Source organism: Streptomyces sp. NPDC004647 (genome assembly GCF_040609575.1).
Classification (GTDB): domain Bacteria; phylum Actinomycetota; class Actinomycetes; order Streptomycetales; family Streptomycetaceae; genus Streptomyces.
This window is the reverse complement of sequence record NZ_JBEXKU010000110.1, coordinates 1-20,138: the sequence shown is the minus strand read 5'-3', so window position 1 is coordinate 20,138 and position 20,138 is coordinate 1. Positions and strand designations below refer to the sequence as shown.

Annotated in this window: 16 protein-coding genes and 1 pseudogene; 13 read left to right on the top strand and 4 right to left on the bottom strand. The window is 69.9% G+C overall.

Features of this window, described 5'->3' with window-relative positions; translation table 11 throughout:
* The first annotated feature begins 129 nt into the window (after positions 1-129).
* From ABZW18_RS31075 to ABZW18_RS31060, 4 genes are all read left to right on the top strand, one after another.
* Positions 130-342 (top strand): acyl-CoA carboxylase epsilon subunit, encoded by a 213-nt coding sequence (locus ABZW18_RS31075; protein ID WP_356193960.1) that lies wholly within the window; start codon positions 130-132, stop codon positions 340-342.
* A 348-nt stretch (positions 343-690) separates the two neighbouring features.
* Positions 691-1,650: a hypothetical protein gene (locus ABZW18_RS31070; RefSeq protein ID WP_356193959.1), complete on the top strand. Its 960-nt coding sequence runs from the start codon at positions 691-693 to the stop codon at positions 1,648-1,650.
* Between the two features lie 8 nt (positions 1,651-1,658).
* Positions 1,659-2,339 carry a hypothetical protein gene (locus tag ABZW18_RS31065; protein WP_356193957.1) on the top strand — a complete coding sequence of 227 codons (681 nt, stop codon included), beginning with the start codon at positions 1,659-1,661 and terminating at the stop codon, positions 2,337-2,339.
* Complete coding sequence (locus ABZW18_RS31060; RefSeq protein ID WP_356193955.1) at positions 2,320-3,186, top strand: inositol monophosphatase family protein; 867 nt, start codon at positions 2,320-2,322, stop codon at positions 3,184-3,186. Before ABZW18_RS31065 ends, ABZW18_RS31060 begins: the two co-directional genes overlap by 20 nt.
* A 15-nt stretch (positions 3,187-3,201) precedes the next feature.
* Here the strand turns inward: ABZW18_RS31060 and ABZW18_RS31055 are convergent, their stop codons facing one another.
* Positions 3,202-4,416, bottom strand: coding sequence for an SLC13 family permease (locus tag ABZW18_RS31055; protein ID WP_356193963.1), 1,215 nt, complete (start codon positions 4,414-4,416; stop codon positions 3,202-3,204).
* A gap of 49 nt (positions 4,417-4,465) precedes the next feature.
* Here ABZW18_RS31055 and ABZW18_RS31050 point away from each other — a divergent pair, with 49 nt between their 5' ends.
* The 5 genes from ABZW18_RS31050 to ABZW18_RS31030 all read left to right on the top strand — a co-directional run bounded on the left by ABZW18_RS31050 (position 4,466) and on the right by ABZW18_RS31030 (position 13,556).
* The gene (locus ABZW18_RS31050; protein ID WP_356193952.1) at positions 4,466-10,420 is read left to right on the top strand and encodes a TIR domain-containing protein; all 5,955 of its coding nucleotides are present in this window, start codon (positions 4,466-4,468) and stop codon (positions 10,418-10,420) included.
* Between the two features lie 265 nt (positions 10,421-10,685).
* Positions 10,686-10,892: a hypothetical protein gene (locus ABZW18_RS31045; RefSeq protein WP_356193951.1), complete on the top strand. Its 207-nt coding sequence runs from the start codon at positions 10,686-10,688 to the stop codon at positions 10,890-10,892.
* A complete protein-coding gene (locus tag ABZW18_RS31040; RefSeq protein WP_356193948.1) occupies positions 10,889-11,116 on the top strand; it encodes a hypothetical protein in 228 nt (75 codons plus the stop codon). The genes ABZW18_RS31045 and ABZW18_RS31040 overlap by 4 nt, the downstream gene beginning before the upstream one ends.
* A 61-nt stretch (positions 11,117-11,177) precedes the next feature.
* Positions 11,178-11,693, top strand: coding sequence for an N-acetyltransferase (locus tag ABZW18_RS31035; RefSeq protein ID WP_356193947.1), 516 nt, complete (start codon positions 11,178-11,180; stop codon positions 11,691-11,693).
* Between the two features lie 405 nt (positions 11,694-12,098).
* On the top strand, positions 12,099-13,556 hold the full coding sequence (locus ABZW18_RS31030; RefSeq protein ID WP_356193945.1) for a nucleobase:cation symporter-2 family protein: 1,458 nt from the start codon (positions 12,099-12,101) through the stop codon (positions 13,554-13,556).
* 217 nt (positions 13,557-13,773) lie between these two features.
* Here ABZW18_RS31030 and ABZW18_RS31025 read toward each other — a convergent pair whose 3' ends face one another.
* Both ABZW18_RS31025 and ABZW18_RS31020 read right to left on the bottom strand, forming a co-directional pair.
* Positions 13,774-14,445 (bottom strand): transcriptional regulator, encoded by a 672-nt coding sequence (locus ABZW18_RS31025; protein ID WP_356193943.1) that lies wholly within the window; start codon positions 14,443-14,445, stop codon positions 13,774-13,776.
* A gap of 957 nt (positions 14,446-15,402) precedes the next feature.
* Positions 15,403-15,627 (bottom strand): hypothetical protein, encoded by a 225-nt coding sequence (locus ABZW18_RS31020; protein WP_356193940.1) that lies wholly within the window; start codon positions 15,625-15,627, stop codon positions 15,403-15,405.
* Between the two features lie 137 nt (positions 15,628-15,764).
* Between ABZW18_RS31020 and ABZW18_RS31015 the strand changes: the two genes are divergently transcribed.
* Both ABZW18_RS31015 and ABZW18_RS31010 read left to right on the top strand, forming a co-directional pair.
* Positions 15,765-16,181: a hypothetical protein gene (locus tag ABZW18_RS31015; protein ID WP_356193937.1), complete on the top strand. Its 417-nt coding sequence runs from the start codon at positions 15,765-15,767 to the stop codon at positions 16,179-16,181.
* A 9-nt stretch (positions 16,182-16,190) separates the two neighbouring features.
* Complete coding sequence (locus ABZW18_RS31010; protein WP_356193935.1) at positions 16,191-16,829, top strand: HAD family hydrolase; 639 nt, start codon at positions 16,191-16,193, stop codon at positions 16,827-16,829.
* A gap of 553 nt (positions 16,830-17,382) precedes the next feature.
* On the opposite strand, the gene ABZW18_RS31005 is transcribed toward ABZW18_RS31010, so the two are convergent.
* The gene (locus ABZW18_RS31005) at positions 17,383-18,354 is read right to left on the bottom strand and encodes a pyridoxal-phosphate dependent enzyme (RefSeq protein WP_356193933.1); all 972 of its coding nucleotides are present in this window, start codon (positions 18,352-18,354) and stop codon (positions 17,383-17,385) included.
* A 122-nt stretch (positions 18,355-18,476) separates the two neighbouring features.
* Between ABZW18_RS31005 and ABZW18_RS31000 the strand changes: the two genes are divergently transcribed.
* Complete coding sequence (locus tag ABZW18_RS31000) at positions 18,477-19,025, top strand: pyridoxamine 5'-phosphate oxidase family protein (protein WP_356193930.1); 549 nt, start codon at positions 18,477-18,479, stop codon at positions 19,023-19,025.
* A gap of 290 nt (positions 19,026-19,315) precedes the next feature.
* Positions 19,316-20,138 (top strand): annotated as a pseudogene (locus ABZW18_RS30995) (Fe-S oxidoreductase); the annotation flags it as partial.

Sequence of the window (20,138 nt, the reverse complement as noted above, 5' to 3'; positions counted from 1 at the left end):
GTCATCGACCCCACCGAGACCCGCTCCGTCCTGATCCGCTCCCTGGCGATGCTGCGGTCCAAGCACGCCAGCCTGCCCTCCCGCAAGCACGGCAACCCCCCGCAGTAACGGCAGTAACGGAGAACCGACATGAGCCCCGAGAACCTTCTGCGCGTTGAGAAGGGCCACGCCGAACCCGAGGAGCTCGCGGCCCTCACCGCCGTCCTTCTCGCCCGCGCCGCCGCCGGCACCAACCACCACCGCGGTGCGGCCGCCCGCCCGCACCGCAGCACCGCCCGCTGGCGCCGCCTGGAGCGCGAGCGCGGCTTCCCCACCGCCCACAGCTGGCAGGCGCCCGGTTGATCGTGAACGCAGCATCTCGGGGCCGGCGGAGGGTGGGCCTTTTTCGAGATCAATGCCCGCGTGGACCCGACCGAATTTCTGCCGGCGTCACGCTCTGCCGTCAAGCGGCCCGGGGGCATAAGCGTCGGCGGAGCCGGTGACGATGCGGATGGCTTCGGCGGGAGCCGGGGCCGGGAGGGCGCCCCGAAGCGAGGCCACGAGCGGCGAGATGTCCGCGTGGCGCTGCGCGGGTGGCTCGGTCGGAGCCGTTGCGAGTGGCGCAGAAAGCACCGTCGCGATCGGAATTCCTGGCCGCTGACCTCGGTCCACTCCTACGATTGCCCAGTACCCGGGGGAGAGGTTGTTTGCGTGGCAGGCAGGACTGCACAGACGAGGCGCGGAATCGAGGAGGGGGTCGCCTGGACCCTCCGGAATCTTGACAGCATCGTGGCCCTGGGCGCCGCTCTGGTCATCGGTCTTCTCGATGTCTTCGACAACCTTCCAGACCATGTCACCTCCGGAGCGACACTGCTCGTGCTCGCCGCGCTGGTCTTCGGGACGCTGACCGAGCGCAGGCGCCGTGTCGCGGACATCCGGCTGGCGACCTCCGGGACACGCCATGCGCTCGAGGACCTCACCATGGTGCGCTCGTTGACCGGGGCCGAGCTCGAACAGGCTCTGGACCACGCGCGTCGCAACACCGACCGCTGGGTGTTCAAGGGCGGCACCGGGACCTATCTGCGTGCGGTTACCCTTCCGGTCTGCATTCGGGAGGCGCAGCTTCAACGTCGCTCCCTCACCGTCAAGATCGATATCGTCAACCCGGCCGACGAGCAGGCATGCGCCGCGTACGCACGCTTCCGGCAGACATTCGCCCACCGGCTGGACGTTGTGCCGCCCGACAGCTGGAGCGCGGACCGGACCCGCAAGGAGTCGTTCGCGACGGTGCTCGCCGCCTGCTGGCACCGGCAGCGGCTCGACACTCTGGAGATCGACGTCCACCTGTCGTCGGTCGTGCCGACGCTGCGCTTCGACCTTTCGGCGTCCTGCCTGATCATCACTCAGGACGACCCCCGACGGGTCAACCTGCTGGTGGAACGGGACCGGCCGCTCTACGACTACTACGTCACCGAGCTCCATCAGAGCCGGGAACAGGCGGTCACTCTCGACCTGCGCCGCACCGTACCGCTCAGTGAGGAGCCGACGGTCGACGAGGCCTACCGGCTCTTCGAAGAGCTCGGACTACCGCTTCCGACCTCCTTCACGGACAGGGACGTCAGCGAAGTCATCGACAAGGCGCTGCGCGCGGAGAACCCGTACCGGAGGTGAACCGCCGAGTGCGAAGCCTCGTGGACCATCGACTGCTCGAACAGACCATGAACCGGGAGGGGACTGCCGCAGAGCTCTTCGACACGGCCTCCTCAGCCCTTGAGGAGATAGCGTCCGGCCGGCTCGGGCTGCGGGCCGTCCGGCACCCGCTCGGTTTTCTCTGCTTCCCGGTGCAGCGTGAGGGCGACCGGGGGGTCTGCGTGCACGCCTTCGACACCGCAGCGAGTGAAATGGCAGCAGACCTGACCACCTCACCCGTGCACTCACACAGCTGGGAGCTGACCAGCTGTGTGCTGTACGGGGATGTGGGAAACCTGCGCGTACGGGTGCTGGAGCAGCCCGAGGAGCCCACCCACCGGGTGTTCGAGGTGCGCAGCAGCCCCTCGGGGCTGGACGATATTCGGCCGACTTCGCGGTTGGTGAGCTGCGAACCAGGACCCGAACAGACCAGCGCGCGAGGCGAGATCTATACGCTTCCGGCGGGCGAGTTCCACGCGACCGTCGTCCCGCAGGGCAGCGCCGCTGCCACGCTGGTGCTCGGCCGTTCTCTTCCCGGACGCTCCGACCTGTCCCTCGGGCCGGTGCATGGCACCGTCCACCAGGTGGTACGACAGACATGCGATGCCGGACAGACCGCCCGGACAGCCCGGACGGTCCTCAGGAGGATTCATGCGCCTCGACCCCGATGACCCGGCGGAGCGGTTCGCCGCCGAGCGGCGGCTGGCCGTCGACGCCGCACGGGAAGCAGGCGCGCTGTTGCGCTCCGGCTTCCAGGACGACTACGGCGTTCGGGCGAAGGGTGACGACGGAGACGTGGTCACCGACCTCGACTTGATGGCTGAACACCTTGTCGTGCGGCGGATCCGGGAGCACTTTCCACAGGACCGGATCCTCGCCGAAGAGGCCGGCACCCTGGACGGCGATCAAGACGGCAGTCAGGGGACGTCCCGCACCTGGCTGGTCGATCCACTCGACGGCAGCAACAACGTCGTCATCGGCCTCCCCGCATATGTGGTCGGGATCGCCCTGTGTGTCGACGACGCGCCCGTTGTCGGCGTCGTGCACGACCCGGTCACCGACAGGACGTGGACTGCCCTCGCCGGCTGCGGCGCGTACGGACCCCACGGCCGGATGACAGGACCCGGGCGCCCGCTGTCGCCCGCCGGGCCGCTGCTCGCCTGGACTCAGGGGCACGCGGTCGCCCGCGACGACCCCACGGCGGGGGCCCTCAAGGAGGTTCTGGAAGTCCGCTCCCGGCGCCTGCTCCAGCTGTGGGCGCCCCTCCTAACCTGGTCCATGCTCGCCCGCGGAGACATCGACGGCTTCGTCGGCTACCGGGCGGAGGCCATCGATCTGCCCGCGGGTGCCCTGCTCGCCGCGGAGGCGGGTCTGGAGATCCGGGCCCTCGACGGCGGTCCGTTCCGCCCCGGCGTCATCGGCCCCGACACCGACCGCAGCTTCGTCGCCGGACGACCGGAGGACATGCCGTATCTGCTGGACCTGGTCCGGGGGAGCACAGCCATCGGCGTGCGCTGAGACATGAGCTGAGCCTCACCCGGTCACCGCGAGCGCCGTGGTGGAGGCCAGCACGGCAACGACCGCGAGCACGGCCCCGGTGCCCATGAAACTCTTCAACGAGACTTTGACGCCCTGAGCATGGCAGCGCTCGAACCACAGCAGTGTGGCCAGCGAGGCCCAAGGCGTCACCACCGGACCGACGTTGGTCCCGATGAGCAGGGCCAGCAACTGCTCATGGTTCCCCGCCGGTACCGCCGATTCCCCGGCCAGGTAGACGGGGAGGTTGTTGAGTACGTTGGACAGCCCCCCGCCGACCGCCGCGGCACGGAACATGCCGAACAGCCCGCCGTCCGGGCCGATGGCGGACGACAGTATGTCGTGCAGCCCGTTCACATTGACCGTCTCCACGACCAGGAACAGCCCCGGGACCAGGATCAGCAGCCGCCACGGCACCAGAGACAGCCGTAGGGCGCACCGCCTGCGCACCGCGAAAGCCACCACGGTGACCCCGGCGGCCGCGGCCGACGCCGTCCACAGCGGGACGTCGGCGATCAGGATGACCAGCAGAAAGCCCAGGCAGGCGAGCCCGCACACGCGGAACAGCGTACGGTCCGCAGGCCGGTGTACCGCGGGAGGCGTGTACACGTCCACGCCACGTCTGCCGCTGCGCCAGTAGAACAGCCACAGACAGACCATGGTGACCGCGATGGCCGCCAGTTGAGGCAGCCACATCTTCGCGGCCAGACCGGTGGGGGAGAGGGCGACACGATCCGCTGCCAGCAGATTCGTCAGGTTGGACACGGGCAGCAGCAGGCTCGCCGTATTGGCCAGCCACACCGTCGTCATGGCCAGGGGCACGGGCGCGATCCCCACCCGCGTGGCGAGTGCCAGCATGACGGGGGTGAGCAACACCGCGGTCGTGTCGAGGTTCAGCGTGATCGTCGTGACCGAGGCGAAGACCACGCACAGCACGAACAGCGCGGCGTAGCTGCCTCGCCCGGCGCGCGCCACACCCGAGGCGACCACGTCGAACACCTCAGCCGTGCTGGTCAGTTCGGCGAGCACGATCACCGTACCCAGGAACGCGAGCAGCGGGGCGATGCGGAGCATGGCGTCCCCGGCCGGCTCCGTTGGAAGAAGCCCCGTGGCAAGGCAGAGCAGACCGCAGGCCAGCACCCCCCCGGCCAACCAGTCCAGCACATGCAGACGTTGTATGGCGGCAGGCACCCGCAAAGCATTGCACACCATTCGTATGAAGGCGGTGACCACGGGCGATCTGCTCCATAGGATGGTCGTCATGGTCGCTCGCCAGGAACTCACGGGGGAAACACCGCTGTTGGACTTCTTCATCAGCTACTCACCGGCCGACGAGCGATGGGCCTCATGGATCGCCTGGACGCTGGAGGAGGCCGGCTACCGAACCGTTGTGCAGGCCTGGGACTTCGTGGCCGGGACGAATTTCGTCGATTTCATGGACCGCGGCGTCAGCGAGTCCGCGGCGGTCATCGCCGTGCTGTCCCGGAACTACGAACGCTCCCGCTACGGGCGCATGGAGTGGCAGGCCGCGCTGCGGGCCGACCCCGACACCCCGGAGCGCAGGCTGATCACGGTCCGCACCGAGGACATCCCGGTCGAGGGCCTGCTCGCCACGATCACCTACGTCGATCTGGTGGGGGTGAGTGACACTTCCGCCGCACGCGACCTGCTGCTCACCCGCGTCGGACAGGCGCTCGAGGGCAGAGCCCGGCCCACAGCGCGCCCCGGCTTCCCCGGCGGACCGTCGGTCTCCCCCGTCGCCACACCCAGCATCCCGCGACCACTGTCCAACCGGACGCCCGGCCGACCGGGCTGGGCGGGACGCCGGCGTCCCGCCGTCCCGCCCCGCTACCCGCAGGCCGCCGAGGCGAACCAGGCCAGGGAAGCCATCTCCGTACTCCACCTCGCCGGGCCGTGCTTCGGGCGCGGTGCCGACCCGGCCGCACTCCAGGCGGCCATCTGGGGCGATCTGGTCGAACTCACCGACTCCGGGGCGCCCGAGCCTGACCTGCTCGTCGTCACCGGCGACCTCACCGCGTCTGGCAGCCCGCGGGAGTGCGAGCAGGCTCTCACCTTCCTCACGGGACTGAGATCGCGACTCGGGCTCGACCCCGACCGGCTCGCCGTCGTACCGGGCGGACAGGACGTCAGCCAGGCGGCCTGCCGTGCCTACTTCAGCACCTGCGAAGCCGACGAGATGCAGCCCATGCCGCCCTACTGGCCCAAGTGGCGCCACTACGCCCGGCTGTTCCAGGAGCTCTACCAAGGACTCGATGTCGTCTTCGACAGCGACCAGCCCTGGAGCCTGTTCCCCGTCGCCGATCTGCACACCGTCGTCGCGGGGCTCAACTCCTCGATGGCTTACAGCCACAGGCCGGACGATCAGTACGGTTCCCTCGGTCCCGAGCAGGCGGCCTGGTTCGCGCAGGCGCTGCGCCCGTACGAGCAGGAGGGCTGGCTGCGGATCGGTGCCCTCCGGCACCCGGTGGACGCGGACCGGCCGCTCGATGCCGGCGACCGGACCGGCACTGCCACGAGCCCGGAACGGAGCCTCCGCCACGGGCGCGGGTACGAACCCGCGCAGGGCACCGCACCGGTGCGTGACCGCGACGTGCTCGCTCGGCTCACCGGGCCCCGGTTGGACCTCCTGCTGCACGGACCCGCAGGGAACCCGCGTGCCGCGTCGGCCGCGCCCACCGCCTCCGCGCTGTCCCTCACCTCCGGCGAGCTGCCGGTCTTCGGCGCCGCGGCCCCGGCCCGGCACCAGTTGCTCCGGATCACCCGTGACGGACTCACCCGCTGGCCGGAACGCTCCGACAGGGAACCGCGGCAGTACGAGACCGAATGGCGCAGCGGTCACCGCGTCTTCGGGGTGCCGGCGCTGTCGAACGCCCCCGGCGGCGAAGCTCCCGCGGTCGCCGAGGCCGTCACGGGCGACGCCGATGCGGCGAATCCCGCACTCGAGGCCTCCCGCACCGTCGAGGACCCGCTCGACGCGCTGATCGCCCGTGTCGCCGAAGTCTGCCGTACCCGCCACGAGGGAACCCAGCTGCGACGCATTCCCGGCGCTGTGCCGCAACTGCTGGTCACCTGGACGGAATCCGAGTTCGTGCGCCAGCAGCGGGTGGCCGTCTGCGTCGGCACCCCGCAGGCGGATGAGGTCGATCGCTTCATCGATCACGTCCACGCCTCCGACACCGAACCCGATGCCGAACTCGTCCACGACGGCCCGCCGCCGTCGCGCGAACTCCGCGAGCGAGCCCGCCGCCGCGGAGTCCGCATCCGCAGCTTCACCGAGTTCCAGGGGCTGCTGGACCTGCGCGGCTATGTCGCGCTCCAGACCACGCGGCTGGCTACGGACGTCCAGTACCAGCCGAGCCTCTACCTGCCGCAGCGTTACCGCGAGATCGAACGGCCCGGAGGAGTGGAGCGTGACGGGCTCGTCGAGGACATGCTGCGGCTGCTCGACGCCGACCACGGCCGCTTCGTACTGCTTCTCGGCGACTTCGGTCACGGCAAGACCTTCGCCCTGCGCGAGCTGGCCCGCCGCCTCCCCGAGGAACTCCCCCAGGTGGTGCCGCTGCTGATCGAGTTGAGCGCCCTCGACAAGGCCCACACCCTCGACGGCCTGGTCGCCGCCCACCTGGCGAGCCACGGCGTCGACACCATCGATTTGCGTGCCTTCAGGTACATGCTCAGGCAGGGCCGCATCGTCCTGCTCTTCGACGGGTTCGACGAACTGGTCAACCAGGTCAGCTACGACCGCGCTGCCGAGCACCTGCAGATGCTGCTCGACGCCGCGGTGGACAGCGCCAAGATCGTGGTCAGCAGCCGAACTCAGCACTTCAGGTCACAGGCGCAGGTGCTGACCGCGCTCGGCGAACGGGTCGGGCTGCTCCCGCAGCGCCGTGTCCTGGCCGTCCAGGAGTTCTCGCCGCGGCAGATCCGCACGTACCTGGTGAACCGCTACGGGGACGAGCAGGCCGCCGACCGCCGGGTGCAGCTGCTCGAACAGATCCCCGACCTGCTCGCCATGTGCCGCAACCCGCGCCTCCTCAGCTTTGTCGCCGACCTCGACCACGAGCGGCTGCGCGCGGTCGCGGGCGCCGGCCGGGCCCTCAGCCCCGCGGGGCTTTACGAGGAGGTGTTCACCTCCTGGCTGCAGTACGAGGAGCGACGCGCGCACGGAGGCCCCGGCAGCACTCCCAGGCTGAGTCTGCGTCAGCTCTGGCGCGGGGTGACGACCCTTGCGGTGCGCCTCTGGGAGAGCGGTCGGAGCGCGCTGCGTCTGGACGAACTCAACGATGTGGGCGAGGCGTTGATGGGCCTCGCGGACAGCAGGCTGTCCGTGCCGCAGGCCGCGCACGCTGTCGGGTCCGGCAGTCTGCTGTTACGTACTGATGACGGGTTGTTCCAGTTCATCCACGGGTCCGTGGTCGAGTGGCTGGTGGCTCGCGAGGCCGCGGCACGTCTGGGTGACGGCGACACGGGAGAGGGCAGCCTGCTCTCCCGTCGCCCGCTGAGTCAGCTGGCGGTCGAGTTCCTGTGCGATCTCGCCGACCACCGCACCTGCCAGCAATGGGCCGAACGGGTGCTGGCCGACAGCACTGCCGGGGAAGGAGGCGCCCGAGAGGACGACGAAGTCGTCCGGGCGAACGCGGTCAAGGTCCTCAGCAGGCTGCGGGTGCCGGCTCACACGGATCTGCGGGGTGCCGTCCTCGCCGGAGAGGACCTCTCCTACCGCGACTTCTCCGGTGTCGACCTGACCCGTGCCGATCTCACCGACGCCAGCCTCGTCGGTGCGGACTTCTCCGGAGCGGTCCTGCGTGACGCACGCCTCGCCGGGGCCCGTCTCGACGATGCGAACCTCACCGACGTGGACCTGCGCGGCGCCGACCTGCGCATGGCCCGGCTGATCCGGGCCGACCTGCGCGGTGCCCGGGTCGCCGGGAGCCATTGGCACCGGGCCGCTCTCATCAGTGCGGTCACCGACCAGGCCACGCTGGACACGCCGGAACTGCGTTCCGCCGCAGTCGCCCCCGGTATGCCCGTCCAAGCCGGATTCCGCCCCTCCGCGGTCGGTGTTCCGTACGGCTTCGACATGCGCGCCAGCAGGCTGCCCGAGCCGGTCTCCTACAGCCCCGACGGCGAACTGCTCGCCGTGGGCAGTGAAGACGGCGGTGTCCTGGTGTGCGACGCCGCCACCGGTACGGCCGTGCGCACGCTCCAGGGACACACGGGCCGGGTCTATGCCGTGAAGTTCCGCGGCCGTGTGCTCGCCACCGGCGGATCGGACGGGACCGTGCGGCTCTGGGACCCGGTCTCCGGTACGTGTCTCCACCGGCTGGATGTGCACCCCGGCGGAGTGTGGCCGGTGTCCCTGGACCAGTCCGGAGCGCAGCTCGCCACCGGCGACGCGGAGGGCACGGTCACCCTGTGGGATATGGACACCGGGACGGCGAGGCACCGGCTGTTCGGTCACACGGCGCCCGTCTACACCGCGGCGTTCAGCCCCGACGGCCGCACCCTCGCCACCGGCGACGCGGCCGGGGCCGTACGGCTGTGGGACACCGGCTCCAGCCGTCTCCTCGGCGAGCTCGAAGGACATCGGGGGGCGGCGTACCGTGCACGCTTCAGCGCGGACGGATCGCTCCTCGCCACCGGCGACATGGGCGATGACGACCGCGGCACGGTCCGGATCTGGGACGTGGCCGAGCAGCGGCTGAGGCACGAGCTCACCGGCCACGGGGGGCGCGTCTACACCCTGGACTTCCACCCCGGCGGCAGGCTTCTGGCCAGCGGCGACACCGCGGGGCAGGTACGGCTGTGGGACCCGGTGACCGGCATCCCCGCCGGAGCACCGGCTGAGGGCGCCGGAGCCGTGTACCAAGTGGTGTTCGACCCCGAGGGGAGCATGCTGGCCGCGGGTGGCAGCGACGGAGCGGTCCGGCTCTGGCGCGTGGCTCAGCGGTCCGAGGGCTGGTCGGTGGTCCCGCTGCGGCAGCAGCCCGCCGACCACCAAGGATCCGTCTGGGCCTGCCGGTTCCGCCCCCGCGGCCGCATCGGTGCCCGGGAGTCCGACCCGGTGCTGGTGACCATCGGCAACGACGGGGTGGTGCGGCTGTGGGACACGTCCACCGGTCAGGGCAGGCGCATTCTGCGGGGCCACGGACGGAGAGTCGCCAGCCTGGCGTTCAGCGCCGACGGGGCTCACCTGGCGGCGTGCGGCAATGACGGCGTGGTCCGTCTGTGGGAGTCCGCGACCGGCCGCCGGTTCAAGGAGCTCTCCGGCCACAACGACCGTCTCGTCTCCGGAGTGTTCGTCCCACAGGGGCGCCAGCTGGCCACGTCCAGCAGTGACGGCGACGTCTATCTGTGGGACGCGCTCACCGGCGAGTACCAGCGCGAGATCAACGCCGAGACGGACCACGTGTGGGCCGAGGCCTTCAGCGGCGACGGCGAGATCCTCGCCACCGCGAACGACGACGACACCGTACGGCTGTGGTACCGGAGCACGGGTGCGCATGTGACCACACTCGCCGAGCACCGGGGCCGGGTCCGGTCGATCGCGTTCAGCTCGGACGGCTCACGGTTGGTCACTGGCTGCGACGACCGGTTCGTACGCTTGTGGGACATCACGGAGAGCCGCCTCGTCGCCGAACTCGAGGGCCACACCGACCGCGTGTACGCGGTGGCGTACGGGCCCGACGACTCCTGGCTGGTGAGTGCGTCGTGGGACGGGGAGGCCATCGTCTGGCGGGACGGCAAGCTCCAGCACCGGCTCCGGGGGCACTCGGGCCGGCTGTGGACAGCCGCTGTCCACCCGAGTCGCCCGCTGCTGGCCACGGCAGGCGACGACCGGGTGGTGCGGCTCTGGGATCCGCTGGGCGGCCGTGAGGTCGGCCGGCTCGCCGGGCACACCGGTCGGATCCTCGCCGTCGTCTTCAGTCCGGACGGCTCGCTGCTGGCCAGCGCCGGCGAGGACGGCACGGTCCGTCTGTGGACTGTGCCCCCGGACGGCGAGCCGTCGCCGCGGGCCACGCTGATCGGCGTAACGGGAGGCTGGGCAGCGCTGGAACCCTCCGGCGGCTACAAGTACGACGGCGATATCGCGGGCGAGTTCTGGCATGTGGTGGGCATGTGCCGATTCGAGCCCGGGGAACTCGACGAGCACCTTCCGGGTGTCCGGCGGCTACCGATGGATACCGAATTCTGATCCGTTCCCGAGGTTCATCGCGGACGATCCGGGTCGGCCAGGGGGAGCCCGGATGCCCCCACCCGCAGCGCAGCGCAAGCGGCTTGGTCGCCTCGTGGGTAGGTCTGTACCCGGCGTACCCGGCGTACCCGGCAGTTCTGCGGGCGGGGTTACAGGGCCGCGGGGCGGACGCCGGCCAGGTCAGTCATTGGCGAGCTGGGGTGATCCTGTGCAAGTTCGCACACACTCGTTGAGGTGGTAACTCAAGCTCCGTAGCGTGGTGTTCATGGCAATACCCCCACGGGCCACGGCACAGACGAAGACGGCGGCAATCGAGCTGAGTGAACTTCGCGGCGCACTCAACAGCGCGGGCATCGTCCCGCCTTCGCCCGCCCCGGATCCCCCGTCGTCCGAGCTGGGCCTGTTAGAGCTGGGTCGCGTGAACGTGGCGCCGGCGCGCACGCTTGCTGAGGCACGCCGGAGTCAGGCATGAGCGAGCAGCGGTGGGAAGTGGGCACGCTGGTGTGGGACAGCGAAGAGGAGCGGATCGGCGTCGTCATCGGGCCCGCGGGCCCGCGGGTGCGGCTTCGCCCGATGGGCGGTGGCCGTGACTGGGAAGCGGACCCCGCGTGCGTACGGCGTGCCAGCGCCCAGGAGCGGCTGCACGCCAAGGTCGCCCAGGCCAATGCCGAGAGCCGGTGGGGAGTGGGGCGCTGAGCGCGCCGCCGCGCCGAGTGTTCGGTTGCGGCGGTACAGTCCGGTTGTCCAGACTGCGTTGGTGCTGATCCGACGCGAAATGCCCTCCGACATCCCTTCCGTACGGGCCGTCACGGCAGCAGCTTTCGCCAAACCCGAGACCCCTCTTCCCGTCGAGGTCCCGCTCCTCGACGAACTGCGCTCCTGCGACGCCTGGCTCCCTGCGCTCTCGCTCGTGGCGACCGGCGACCGGGGCGAGGTCATCGGGCACGTCCTCTGCACCCGGGGGCATGTCGACGCCGCACCGGCCCTGGGCCTCGGCCCGCTCAGCGTTCACCCCGACCACCAGCGGGGCGGTGTCGGCCTCGCGCTCGTCCACACGGTGCTCGGCGCGGCGGACGCACTGGGCGAAGAGCTTGTCGCCCTTCTCGGCAGCCCCGCCTATTACGGCCGTTTCGGCTTCCGCCCCAGTACGGACTACCGCATCACCCCGCCGGACCCGGCTTGGGGTACGTACTTCCAGGTCCGCATCCTGACCGCGTACAAGCCCGCGCTGCGGGGCGAATTCGCGTACGCCGAGCCGTTCAACAACCTCTGACTCGCGACACTTCCGACCTCCCGTCCGGCCGGACCGGCGGAGCCGGACCGACAGAACACGCCGGCAAGGCGGACTCACAAAGCGGACTCCCAAAGCGGCCCGGACGAGCGGTCCGAGGGCCGGTGCGGTGTGCCGTTCCGGTTACTCGCGCGGAAAGGCGGCGTTCATCTAGGGTGAGCGCTGCGATCGGCCTTTCGCCTGCGGATCTCAGAGACATTTGGGGCTCCGCTCCGCCGATCCAAGGACGTCCTGCCGATCCAGGACGCATTGCACCGCGGAGCGAAGTGGCTGTCGGCAATCCCGCAGACGCCGGCTCCGAACGGGTCGGCCGTCCTTCGTCCTGCCGACCCGGGACGACGGCGTCGGCTCCCTCTCATTCACCTACCTCGCGAAGGCAAGGCAGAGATGGCACGAGTCTCCCGACAGCGAACGCACCCCGTCGACGAGGTGCTCCCCCTCACGAAGCTGTCTCTCTACGGCTTCCAGCACATCCTCGCGTTCTACGCGGGAGCGGTTATCGTCCCGATCCTCCTCGGCAACGCCCTGGGGCTCTCGGACGAGGAACTCGTCTACCTGATCAACGCGGACCTCCTCACCTGCGGCATCGCCTCGATCATCCAGGCACTCGGCATCTGGAAGATCGGAGCGCGGCTGCCCCTGGTGCAGGGCGTCACCTTCACCGCCGTATCGCCCATGATCGCCATAGGCATCGGCGCGGGCGGCGGGACGGCCGGTCTGCTGGTGGTCTACGGCGCGGTGATCACGGCGGGCATAGCGACCTTCCTCTTCGCCCCCTTCTTCAGCAAGTTGGTGAAGTACTTCCCCCCGATCGTCATCGGCACGGTCCTCACCATCATCGGCATCACCCTGCTTCCGGTGGGCCTGCAGGACGCGGCGGGCGGCGCGCATCTGATCGGCAAGCCCGAGTACGGCGATCCCAAGAACCTCGCCTACGCCCTCGGCACCCTGCTGTTCATCCTCGTCATGGTCAGGATCGGCAAGCCGTTCCTGAGCAGCCTCGCTGTGCTGCTCGGCCTGGTGGCCGGCACCGCGGTCGCCTGGCTCCTCGGCGATGTGCACTTCGACGCGGTCAAGAGCGCCGACTGGCTCGGCGTCAGCACGCCGTTCCACTACGGGATGCCGAAGTTCGAGCTGTTCCCGATCATCGCCATGGCCGTGGTCATGCTGATCACCATGGTGGAGACGACGGGCGACGTGTACGCCATCGGCGAGATCACCCGTAAGAAGGTGGACAACGACACCGTGGCCAGCGCCCTGCGCGCCGACGGTATCGCCACCGTCCTCGGCGGAGTCTTCAACTCCTTCCCCTACGTCGCCTTCGCCGAGAACATCGGCCTGGTGCGGATGTCGAAGGTCATGAGCCGGTACGTGGTGGTGGCAGCCGGCGTATTCATGATCATCCTGGGGCTGCTGCCGAAGGCGGGAAGCCTGGTCGCCGCGGTCCCGCACCCGGTGCTGGGAGGCGCGGCCATCGCGATGTTCGGCATGGTCGCCGCGGTCGGTATCCAGATCCTGGGCAAGGTCGACCTGCGTACGGAGCGCAACGCCCTGATCCTGGCGGTCAGTCTGGGCGCGGCGCTGCTGCCCACCACGGTCGAGCCGTTCTTCGACCGGATGCCGGACGACGTTCAGGCGGTCCTCGACAGCGGAATCACGATGGGCAGTCTCACCGCCATCACGCTGAATCTTTTCTTCAATGTCCTGACGGGCCGTAAGACGATGGAGATCGACTGGGACGACATGGACGAGAGCAACGGCACGGCGGACGGTATGGCGGACGGGGCGGTGGACGGCCCTCCGGACGGGCCGGTGGATCCCCACCTCGGCGCCGCGCCTCGCTGAAACGGCTGCAGAAACGGCCGCTGAAACGGCCGTTTCAAATGGTTGCGGGCCGGGGGCCGGGGAGGGATCCAGGACCCTCCCCGGCCCCCGGCCCGCATTCGGTGTTGCCCTGCCGACAGCGCCTGTTGGCACCCATCAGCGCGGATACCGTCGATATCGCGGATACCGGCGCGTAGTCGAACCGTCGATTCCGCCGTTACCGCGGTCACCCCTCAGCTCACGGGCCGACCGTATTGAAGGGCGGCACTTCGCCCGCCTCGCCGATCAACTCCCAGAAATGATCGACCAGACGACGCAGATACGCGGAGCGCTCGGCCGCGATCTCCTTGAGCCGGGAGTCGTCGCTCCGGGCGACCACATGACCCATATAGCGCTCGGAGAAGTCGGCGAACTCCGCGTGCATCGTGCGCAGCGCGTCGCTCACCCGAGTCTCGTTGACCGTGACGATCTCCGTCACCGGTCCCACATGCGATTTCCAGCGGCCGTCGATAGCGGCCCGTAGGTGCTTGGTCAGTTCGTCGACCCGGCCCATGATTCCCACCAACTGGCGCAAGGACAGCCCCAGCGCGTCGACGAGAGTCTTCGTCTGCCGGTAGTCGCCGTCCCAGCGCTGCGCAGCCTCCGCCGCCTCGTAAGCGGCCGGGTCCATACCGATTCGGTGCGCCAGCCGCTCGACGCTCAATTGCCGGGCCAGCCGGTGTTCGGCCAGTGTCCGCGGCTCGACGCCCATGAGCGCGGTCGCCGGGCACCACAGCACATCGGCGAGCGCGAAGAGTTCCGGCTCCGACGGCACGTGCGTTCCCTGCTCCCACGCGTCCACCAGCCCGGGGTGTACGGGGGCGCCGCAGGCGGCCATGGACTGCGCGACTTGAGCCGTCGTCAGACCCATTCGGGTACGCGCTGTTCTGGCCTCTACGGGAGAAAAAGGAGTTCTGTACACGTACGGGACACCTCGTTGCACCCGGTGAGCTTTCGGGTGCCTGGGGGGAGGGCGGGCAGGTGGAGGAACGTCCAGGAAGTGGCAGATTAACAGACTGTCCATTAGTGCGAACCGCCAAGTCCCCCTTCGATCCGAAGGTGTGGATGTCTATGCGCCTGGCACGTGCCAAGCGCAGTCTCCTGTTCTCCTCCATTCGGCAATGCCGCCATATACGGTGATTTGGCGAGCGCTCAGGGAGGGTGCTTTGGTGAGAGTGCTCCGACGGTGGTCGGGGTTGCCGTTGAACTCCCGGAGTTCGGCGCGGCATACCCCGCGGTCCACCCGCTCCGGCCGAAGCGGCAGCCCCGGATTGCCAACAGGGTTCCGTCGGCGGCAAGTTCGGGGAAAGACTCAGATCGCGTCCCGGGGAACGGACTCGTACACCCGCGACACCGTTCTCATGAGTTCCCGTCGACGCGCAAGGACGGTCGTCGCTACGTGTAACGAGAATGATTCCCGGGGAATGGGTGACGAACGCTCCGCCGAAGGACGCGAGGTCGGCAAGGCGCATCGGACTCCGCCGTGACGGCATACCGGCCTCGGCCCAGTCCCGCTTCCAGCAGTTGCGTCGCGATTCCCCGCAGAGCCGGTGCGTCGGGCCAGATGGCGGAGGTTCCGTCGAAGAACGCGGATGTTGGTTATCGCCCCTCGGAGATGGCCCAGCCGGGACCGGTGCCGAGTGCGTGCCCGAGACTCCAGGGAAGGTTCCGCGTGCCGGCCGGCGGGGCCGACGGGGCGGGCGACGAGGCCGGCCGGTCAGTAGGAGGCGGAGGTTCGAATGCGGTGTGCCCCGTGCGCTACGTGCTCCACATGCACCACGTGCACCACATAAAGTCCCGTACGGCCCGCTGCTACGCGATTCCGCTGCTACGCGGTAGGTCTCGGCCAGTGGTCCAGGTCGCCGCCTCGCCACTCGATGACGGCCGGATCGTCGAGTGCGACATCCGCCGGATCGAGCCCGGCCACACGTATCAGCTCGCACACGTCCCCGCGGCCATGGGCGAGCCCCACGATCTGGCCGTGCACAGTGATGCGCCGCCCGCCGGAGGGGGAGGGCGGGTGCACGATCACGGGAGGGTGTTCGGCAGCCATAGGACCAGGGTGCTGCGCGAGGCGCCGGAACGCATCCCGATCGGGCAGATCGGCCCGGACTGGCTTGACCTTCTCCTTGGGGCAAGCCTCAGCATCGGCGGTGGCCGGGCGACGTGCCCGGTATGAGGAGGGCGGGCATGGGGCTGCTGACCATCGGAGAATTCGCGCGGTCGTCGCGGCTCACGCCGAAGGCACTGCGCCTCTACGACGAACTCGGCCTGCTGGTCGACGAGGGGCGCATCACGGCGGAGGAGGCCGCCTCGCACCCCCAGCGGTCGCTGCTCCTGCGCGCCATGGGCGCGGGTGGCGCCTTCGTACCCGAGCTGGAGCTGCGCGAGGCCAGGTCCGGCGACCGCTATCTGCTGTGCTCGGACGGGCTGTCCGCCGTGGTGGCCGCGGAGGACGTGTACGGCGTGGTGGGGTCCGCCACCGACCCGGGGCAGGCGGTCCGAGAACTGATCAATCTGGCCATACGGGAAGGCGGACCCGACAACGTCAGCGCTGTTGTGGCTGACGTCGTGGACCTGCCGGGGCGCCGCGCCGCGGCGCCGTAGGCTGCCCGCATGATCGAGGCTGTGGCATTCGATGTCGGGGAAACCATCGTCCGCGACGACCGCTACTGGGCGTCCTGGGCCGACTGGCTCGGCATTCCGCGCCACACCCTCGCCGCGCTCGTCGGAGCGGTCGTCGCTCAGGGGCGGGACAGCGCCGACGCGATCCGGCTGGCCAAGCCCGGCGCCGACATCGGTGCCGAGTACCGGGCGCGAGAGGCCGCCGGGCGCGGGGAGCGGCTCGAGGAGATCGATCTGTATCCCGACGTCCGTCCGGTCCTCGCCGAGCTGCGGCAGGCCGGGGTACGGGTCGTCGTCGCGGGGAACCAGACCGCTCGGGTCGCTGAGCTGCTGCGGGCGCTCGATCTTCCGGCCGACGCGATCGCCACCTCGGGGGAGTGGGGTGCCGCCAAGCCGGAGCCCGAGTTCTTCGACCGGGTGATCGGCCTCGCGCAGGCCGACCCGCAGCGGACCGTGTACGTCGGCGACCACCCCGCCAATGACGTGGCGCCCGCGAAGGCCGCCGGTCTGCGTGTCGCGCATATCCGGCGGGGCCCCTGGGGGCATCTGTGGGCGGGCAGCTCCGGGGCGGCCGCCGCGGACTGGCGGATCGGCTCCCTCGCCGAGCTTCCGGCGCTCATCGCGGGGTAGCGCAGGGGTCGCAGGGGGTCGCAGGGGGTCGCAGGGGTAGCGCACTCGGGGGGCGCGGCCCCGCACACGGGGTGCGAAGCGAGCACGTGCATCAATGTGCGTTCACACCCTGCCGCACGGGTTGCCCGCGCGGTTCACTCATCTCCTGGGCCGCCTCTCCCCCGCCCGCGGCCCGCCCCGCCCTCGCCGCGTCCCCACCCTCCCAGCGGCGAGGGCGGGGGTCGGCGGCGGCCGTCCCCGCCTTGGGACGTGGAGGTGTCGCGGGGACCTGGGCGTCGCGGGGACCAGGGCGTCGCGGGGATCAGCCGGAGCCGGCCGGAGACGAGCCGAGGTCGGCCGAGTTCAGCCGGAGGTCGGCTCTGGAGCCCGGCGGGGATCAGCCGCGTTCAGCCGGAGGTCGGCTCTGGGGCCAGGCGGGGATCAGCTGAGTCCGGTGGAGGCCGGCCGGATCCAGCCGAGGTCAGCCGGAGCCCGCCGGGGACCAGCCGAGGTCGGCCGAGGTCAGCCGGAGGTCGGCCGGAGCCCGGCCGGGATCAGCTGAGTCCGGTGGGGGTCAGCCGGAGACGGACATCAGCTCGGTGAACCGCGGCAGCCCGATGTTGCCGCCCGAGATCACCAGGCCGATGCGGGCCGGCAGCGGGTCGAGCCGTCCGGACAGAAGCGCGGCCAGCGGCGTGGCGCCACTGGGCTCGGTCACGATCTTCAGCCGCTCGAAGGCCAGCTTCATCCCCGCGAGGATCTCCTCGTCGCTGACCAGCACGATGCCGTCGAGGAGCCTCTGGTTGATCGAGAAGGTCAACTCGCCCGGAATCTCGGCCGCTTGGCCGTCGGCGATGGTACGGGGAACCGGGATGGAGATCCGGTGCCCGGCCTCCAGCGAGCGCTTGGTGTCGTCCCCCTGCTCCGGCTCGACACCGATCATGCGGATACCCGGGCTGAGCGCGGTCGCCGCCGTGGCGCAGCCGGCCATGAGCCCGCCCCCGCCGACGGGTGTCAGCAGCGCATCGAGCGGGCCGACCTCCTCGATCAGCTCCAGAGCGGCCGTGCCCTGCCCGGCGATGATGTGCGGGTGCTCGTAGGGCGGGATCAGTGTCAGACCGCGCTCGGCGGCCAGCTTGCCGCCGATCGCGACGCGGTCGCCGGTGAAACGGTCGTAGGTGACGATCTCGGCGCCGTATCCGGCCGTGGCGTCGATCTTGGCCTGCGGGGTGTCCTCGGGCATGACGATGACCGCGCTGCTGCCGAGTTCCCGTGCGGCGAGGGCGACTCCCTGGGCGTGGTTGCCGGACGAGTACGCCGCGACCCCGCGGCGCAGCCGCTCGGGCGAGAGCCGGGAGATCGCGTTGTAGGCGCCGCGGAATTTGAACGCGCCGACGCGCTGGAAGTTCTCGCACTTCATGAAGACCTCGGCCCCGACCATCCGGTCGATGGTCCGGGAGCGCAGCACGGGCGTATGGTGCGCCGCGCCCTTGATCTGTGCGGCGGCGTCGCGAACGTCGTCCAGCGTGACCGGGCTCGTACTCAAGGTGTCCTCCGTGTATCGGTGTCCGGTGCGCGCAGCGGCGTCGCCCCCGGGTTCCCGGCGCCGGGCCGCATCTCGCAAAAATATCCGAAGACCGGTCGGCTCCCTCACTAAGATCCTCGCTCATGACTGAACTGCGCACCGTGGCCCCGGCGTTCGTCGAGATGGCGAACCGGATGGTCTACTGCACGCTCGCCACGGTGGATCGCCGGGGACGGCCCCGTTCGCGGATGGTCCACACGCTGTGGGAGTGGGACGGGACGTCCCTCCTCGGCTGGGTGGGCAGCATGGTGACGCCGATGAAGCGCGCGCATCTGGAGAACAATCCGTATGTGTCGTGCAACTTCTGGGACGGAGTGGAGGCGTATGACACGTGCGTCGCCGAGTGCCGCGCGGAATTGCTGCTCGACGAGGCGTCCCGGCGGGAGGGCTGGGACCGGTTCAAGTCGGTGCCGCCGCCGCTCGGCTACGACCCGGCGAGCATCCCCATGTGGCAGGAGGGTCCCGACTCCCCGGCCTGGGGGGTGCTGAGGCTCGAACCGTGGCGGGTACGCGTCTTCCCGGGCGTCTACGCCAGGTCGGGCGGAACGACCGGCGAGGTCCTCACCTGGCAGGCCGACGAGCGTGGCGACGCCGCCTCCGATGCGGGGGCGGAGAAGCAGGCGGACGCGTGAGCTGGACGCTTTCCGTAGTACGGACTGATCGCGTCGCCCCGGCGCTGGGTTCGGCATGCCCCGGCCCGAGTTCGTCGCCCCGCCCGGGGTGACGTGCGGAAGCGAGGCCCGGTCGCGCGACGCAGATCACCGGCCGGCCGGGTTCAGGGCCGCGGGAATCATGGGTAATCTCGGAAAGACCGAATAAGCTACTGCTTAGTAACTGTGTAAAGTCGAACACCTGCAGTCGATCACCTCGTAGTCGAGTCACCCTGTAGTCGAGACCGCTCTCGCAGGTTCGAGGAGCCCCCATGCAACTTGCCGCGATCATCGTGTCGCTGGTTCTCACGGCGATCGGCGTGGCGATCGCCGGCCGAGCTTTCGCGCAGATCTACCGGTTCATCAAGCTCGGCCAGCCGGTTCCGGCCGGCAGCCGTACGGACGAGCCGAAGCAGCGGACCCTCACCCTGGCCAAAGAATTCGTCGGCCACACCCGGATGAACCGGTGGGGGGTCGTCGGCGTGGCGCACTGGTTCGTCGCTGTCGGCTTCCTCACCCTCGGCCTGACGATCGTCACCGCGTACGGCCAGCTCTTCCAGGCCGACTGGACGCTGCCGGTCCTCGGCGGCTTCCTGCCCTACGAGGTCTACACCGAGTTCATCGCGCTCGGGACGACGGTCGGCATCCTCGTGCTGATGGCGATCCGGCTGCTGAGCCTGCCCTCCCGTGCGGGCCGCAAGTCGCGCTTCGCGGGCTCGAAGGCCTGGCAGGCGTACTTCGTCGAGTACGTCATCCTCACCATCGGTGTCTGCATCATGGCCCTGCGCGGGCTCGAGGGCGCGCTGCACCACGTCGGCCACTACGAGGCCGCGTACTTCGCCTCGTACCCGCTGACCGCCGCCTTCGACGGGCTCAGCACGGCAGAGCTGCAGAACCTCGTCTACCTCTTCGCGATGATCAAGCTCGGCACCACCATGACCTGGGCGATCGTCATCGGCCTCAACACCAACATGGGTGTGGCCTGGCACCGCTTCCTGGCCTTCCCGAACATCTGGTTCAAGCGCGAGGCGGACGGCGATGTGGCGCTCGGTGCGCTCCAGCCGATGGTCTCCGGCGGCAAGCCGATCGACTTCG

Excerpts from the sequence above, each read along its gene's own strand:
- ABZW18_RS31075 (WP_356193960.1), top strand. The coding sequence starts at position 130 with ATGAGCCCCGAGAACCTTCTGCGCGTTGAGAAGGGCCACGCCGAACCC.
- ABZW18_RS31060 (WP_356193955.1), top strand. The coding sequence starts at position 2,320 with ATGCGCCTCGACCCCGATGACCCGGCGGAGCGGTTCGCCGCCGAGCGG.
- ABZW18_RS31055 (WP_356193963.1), bottom strand. The coding sequence starts at position 4,416 with ATGGTGTGCAATGCTTTGCGGGTGCCTGCCGCCATACAACGTCTGCAT.
- ABZW18_RS31050 (WP_356193952.1), top strand. The coding sequence starts at position 4,466 with ATGGTCGCTCGCCAGGAACTCACGGGGGAAACACCGCTGTTGGACTTC.
- ABZW18_RS31045 (WP_356193951.1), top strand. The coding sequence starts at position 10,686 with ATGGCAATACCCCCACGGGCCACGGCACAGACGAAGACGGCGGCAATC.
- ABZW18_RS31040 (WP_356193948.1), top strand. The coding sequence starts at position 10,889 with ATGAGCGAGCAGCGGTGGGAAGTGGGCACGCTGGTGTGGGACAGCGAA.
- ABZW18_RS31030 (WP_356193945.1), top strand. The coding sequence starts at position 12,099 with ATGGCACGAGTCTCCCGACAGCGAACGCACCCCGTCGACGAGGTGCTC.
- ABZW18_RS31025 (WP_356193943.1), bottom strand. The coding sequence starts at position 14,445 with ATGGGTCTGACGACGGCTCAAGTCGCGCAGTCCATGGCCGCCTGCGGC.
- ABZW18_RS31020 (WP_356193940.1), bottom strand. The coding sequence starts at position 15,627 with ATGGCTGCCGAACACCCTCCCGTGATCGTGCACCCGCCCTCCCCCTCC.
- ABZW18_RS31015 (WP_356193937.1), top strand. The coding sequence starts at position 15,765 with ATGGGGCTGCTGACCATCGGAGAATTCGCGCGGTCGTCGCGGCTCACG.
- ABZW18_RS31010 (WP_356193935.1), top strand. The coding sequence starts at position 16,191 with ATGATCGAGGCTGTGGCATTCGATGTCGGGGAAACCATCGTCCGCGAC.
- ABZW18_RS31000 (WP_356193930.1), top strand. The coding sequence starts at position 18,477 with ATGACTGAACTGCGCACCGTGGCCCCGGCGTTCGTCGAGATGGCGAAC.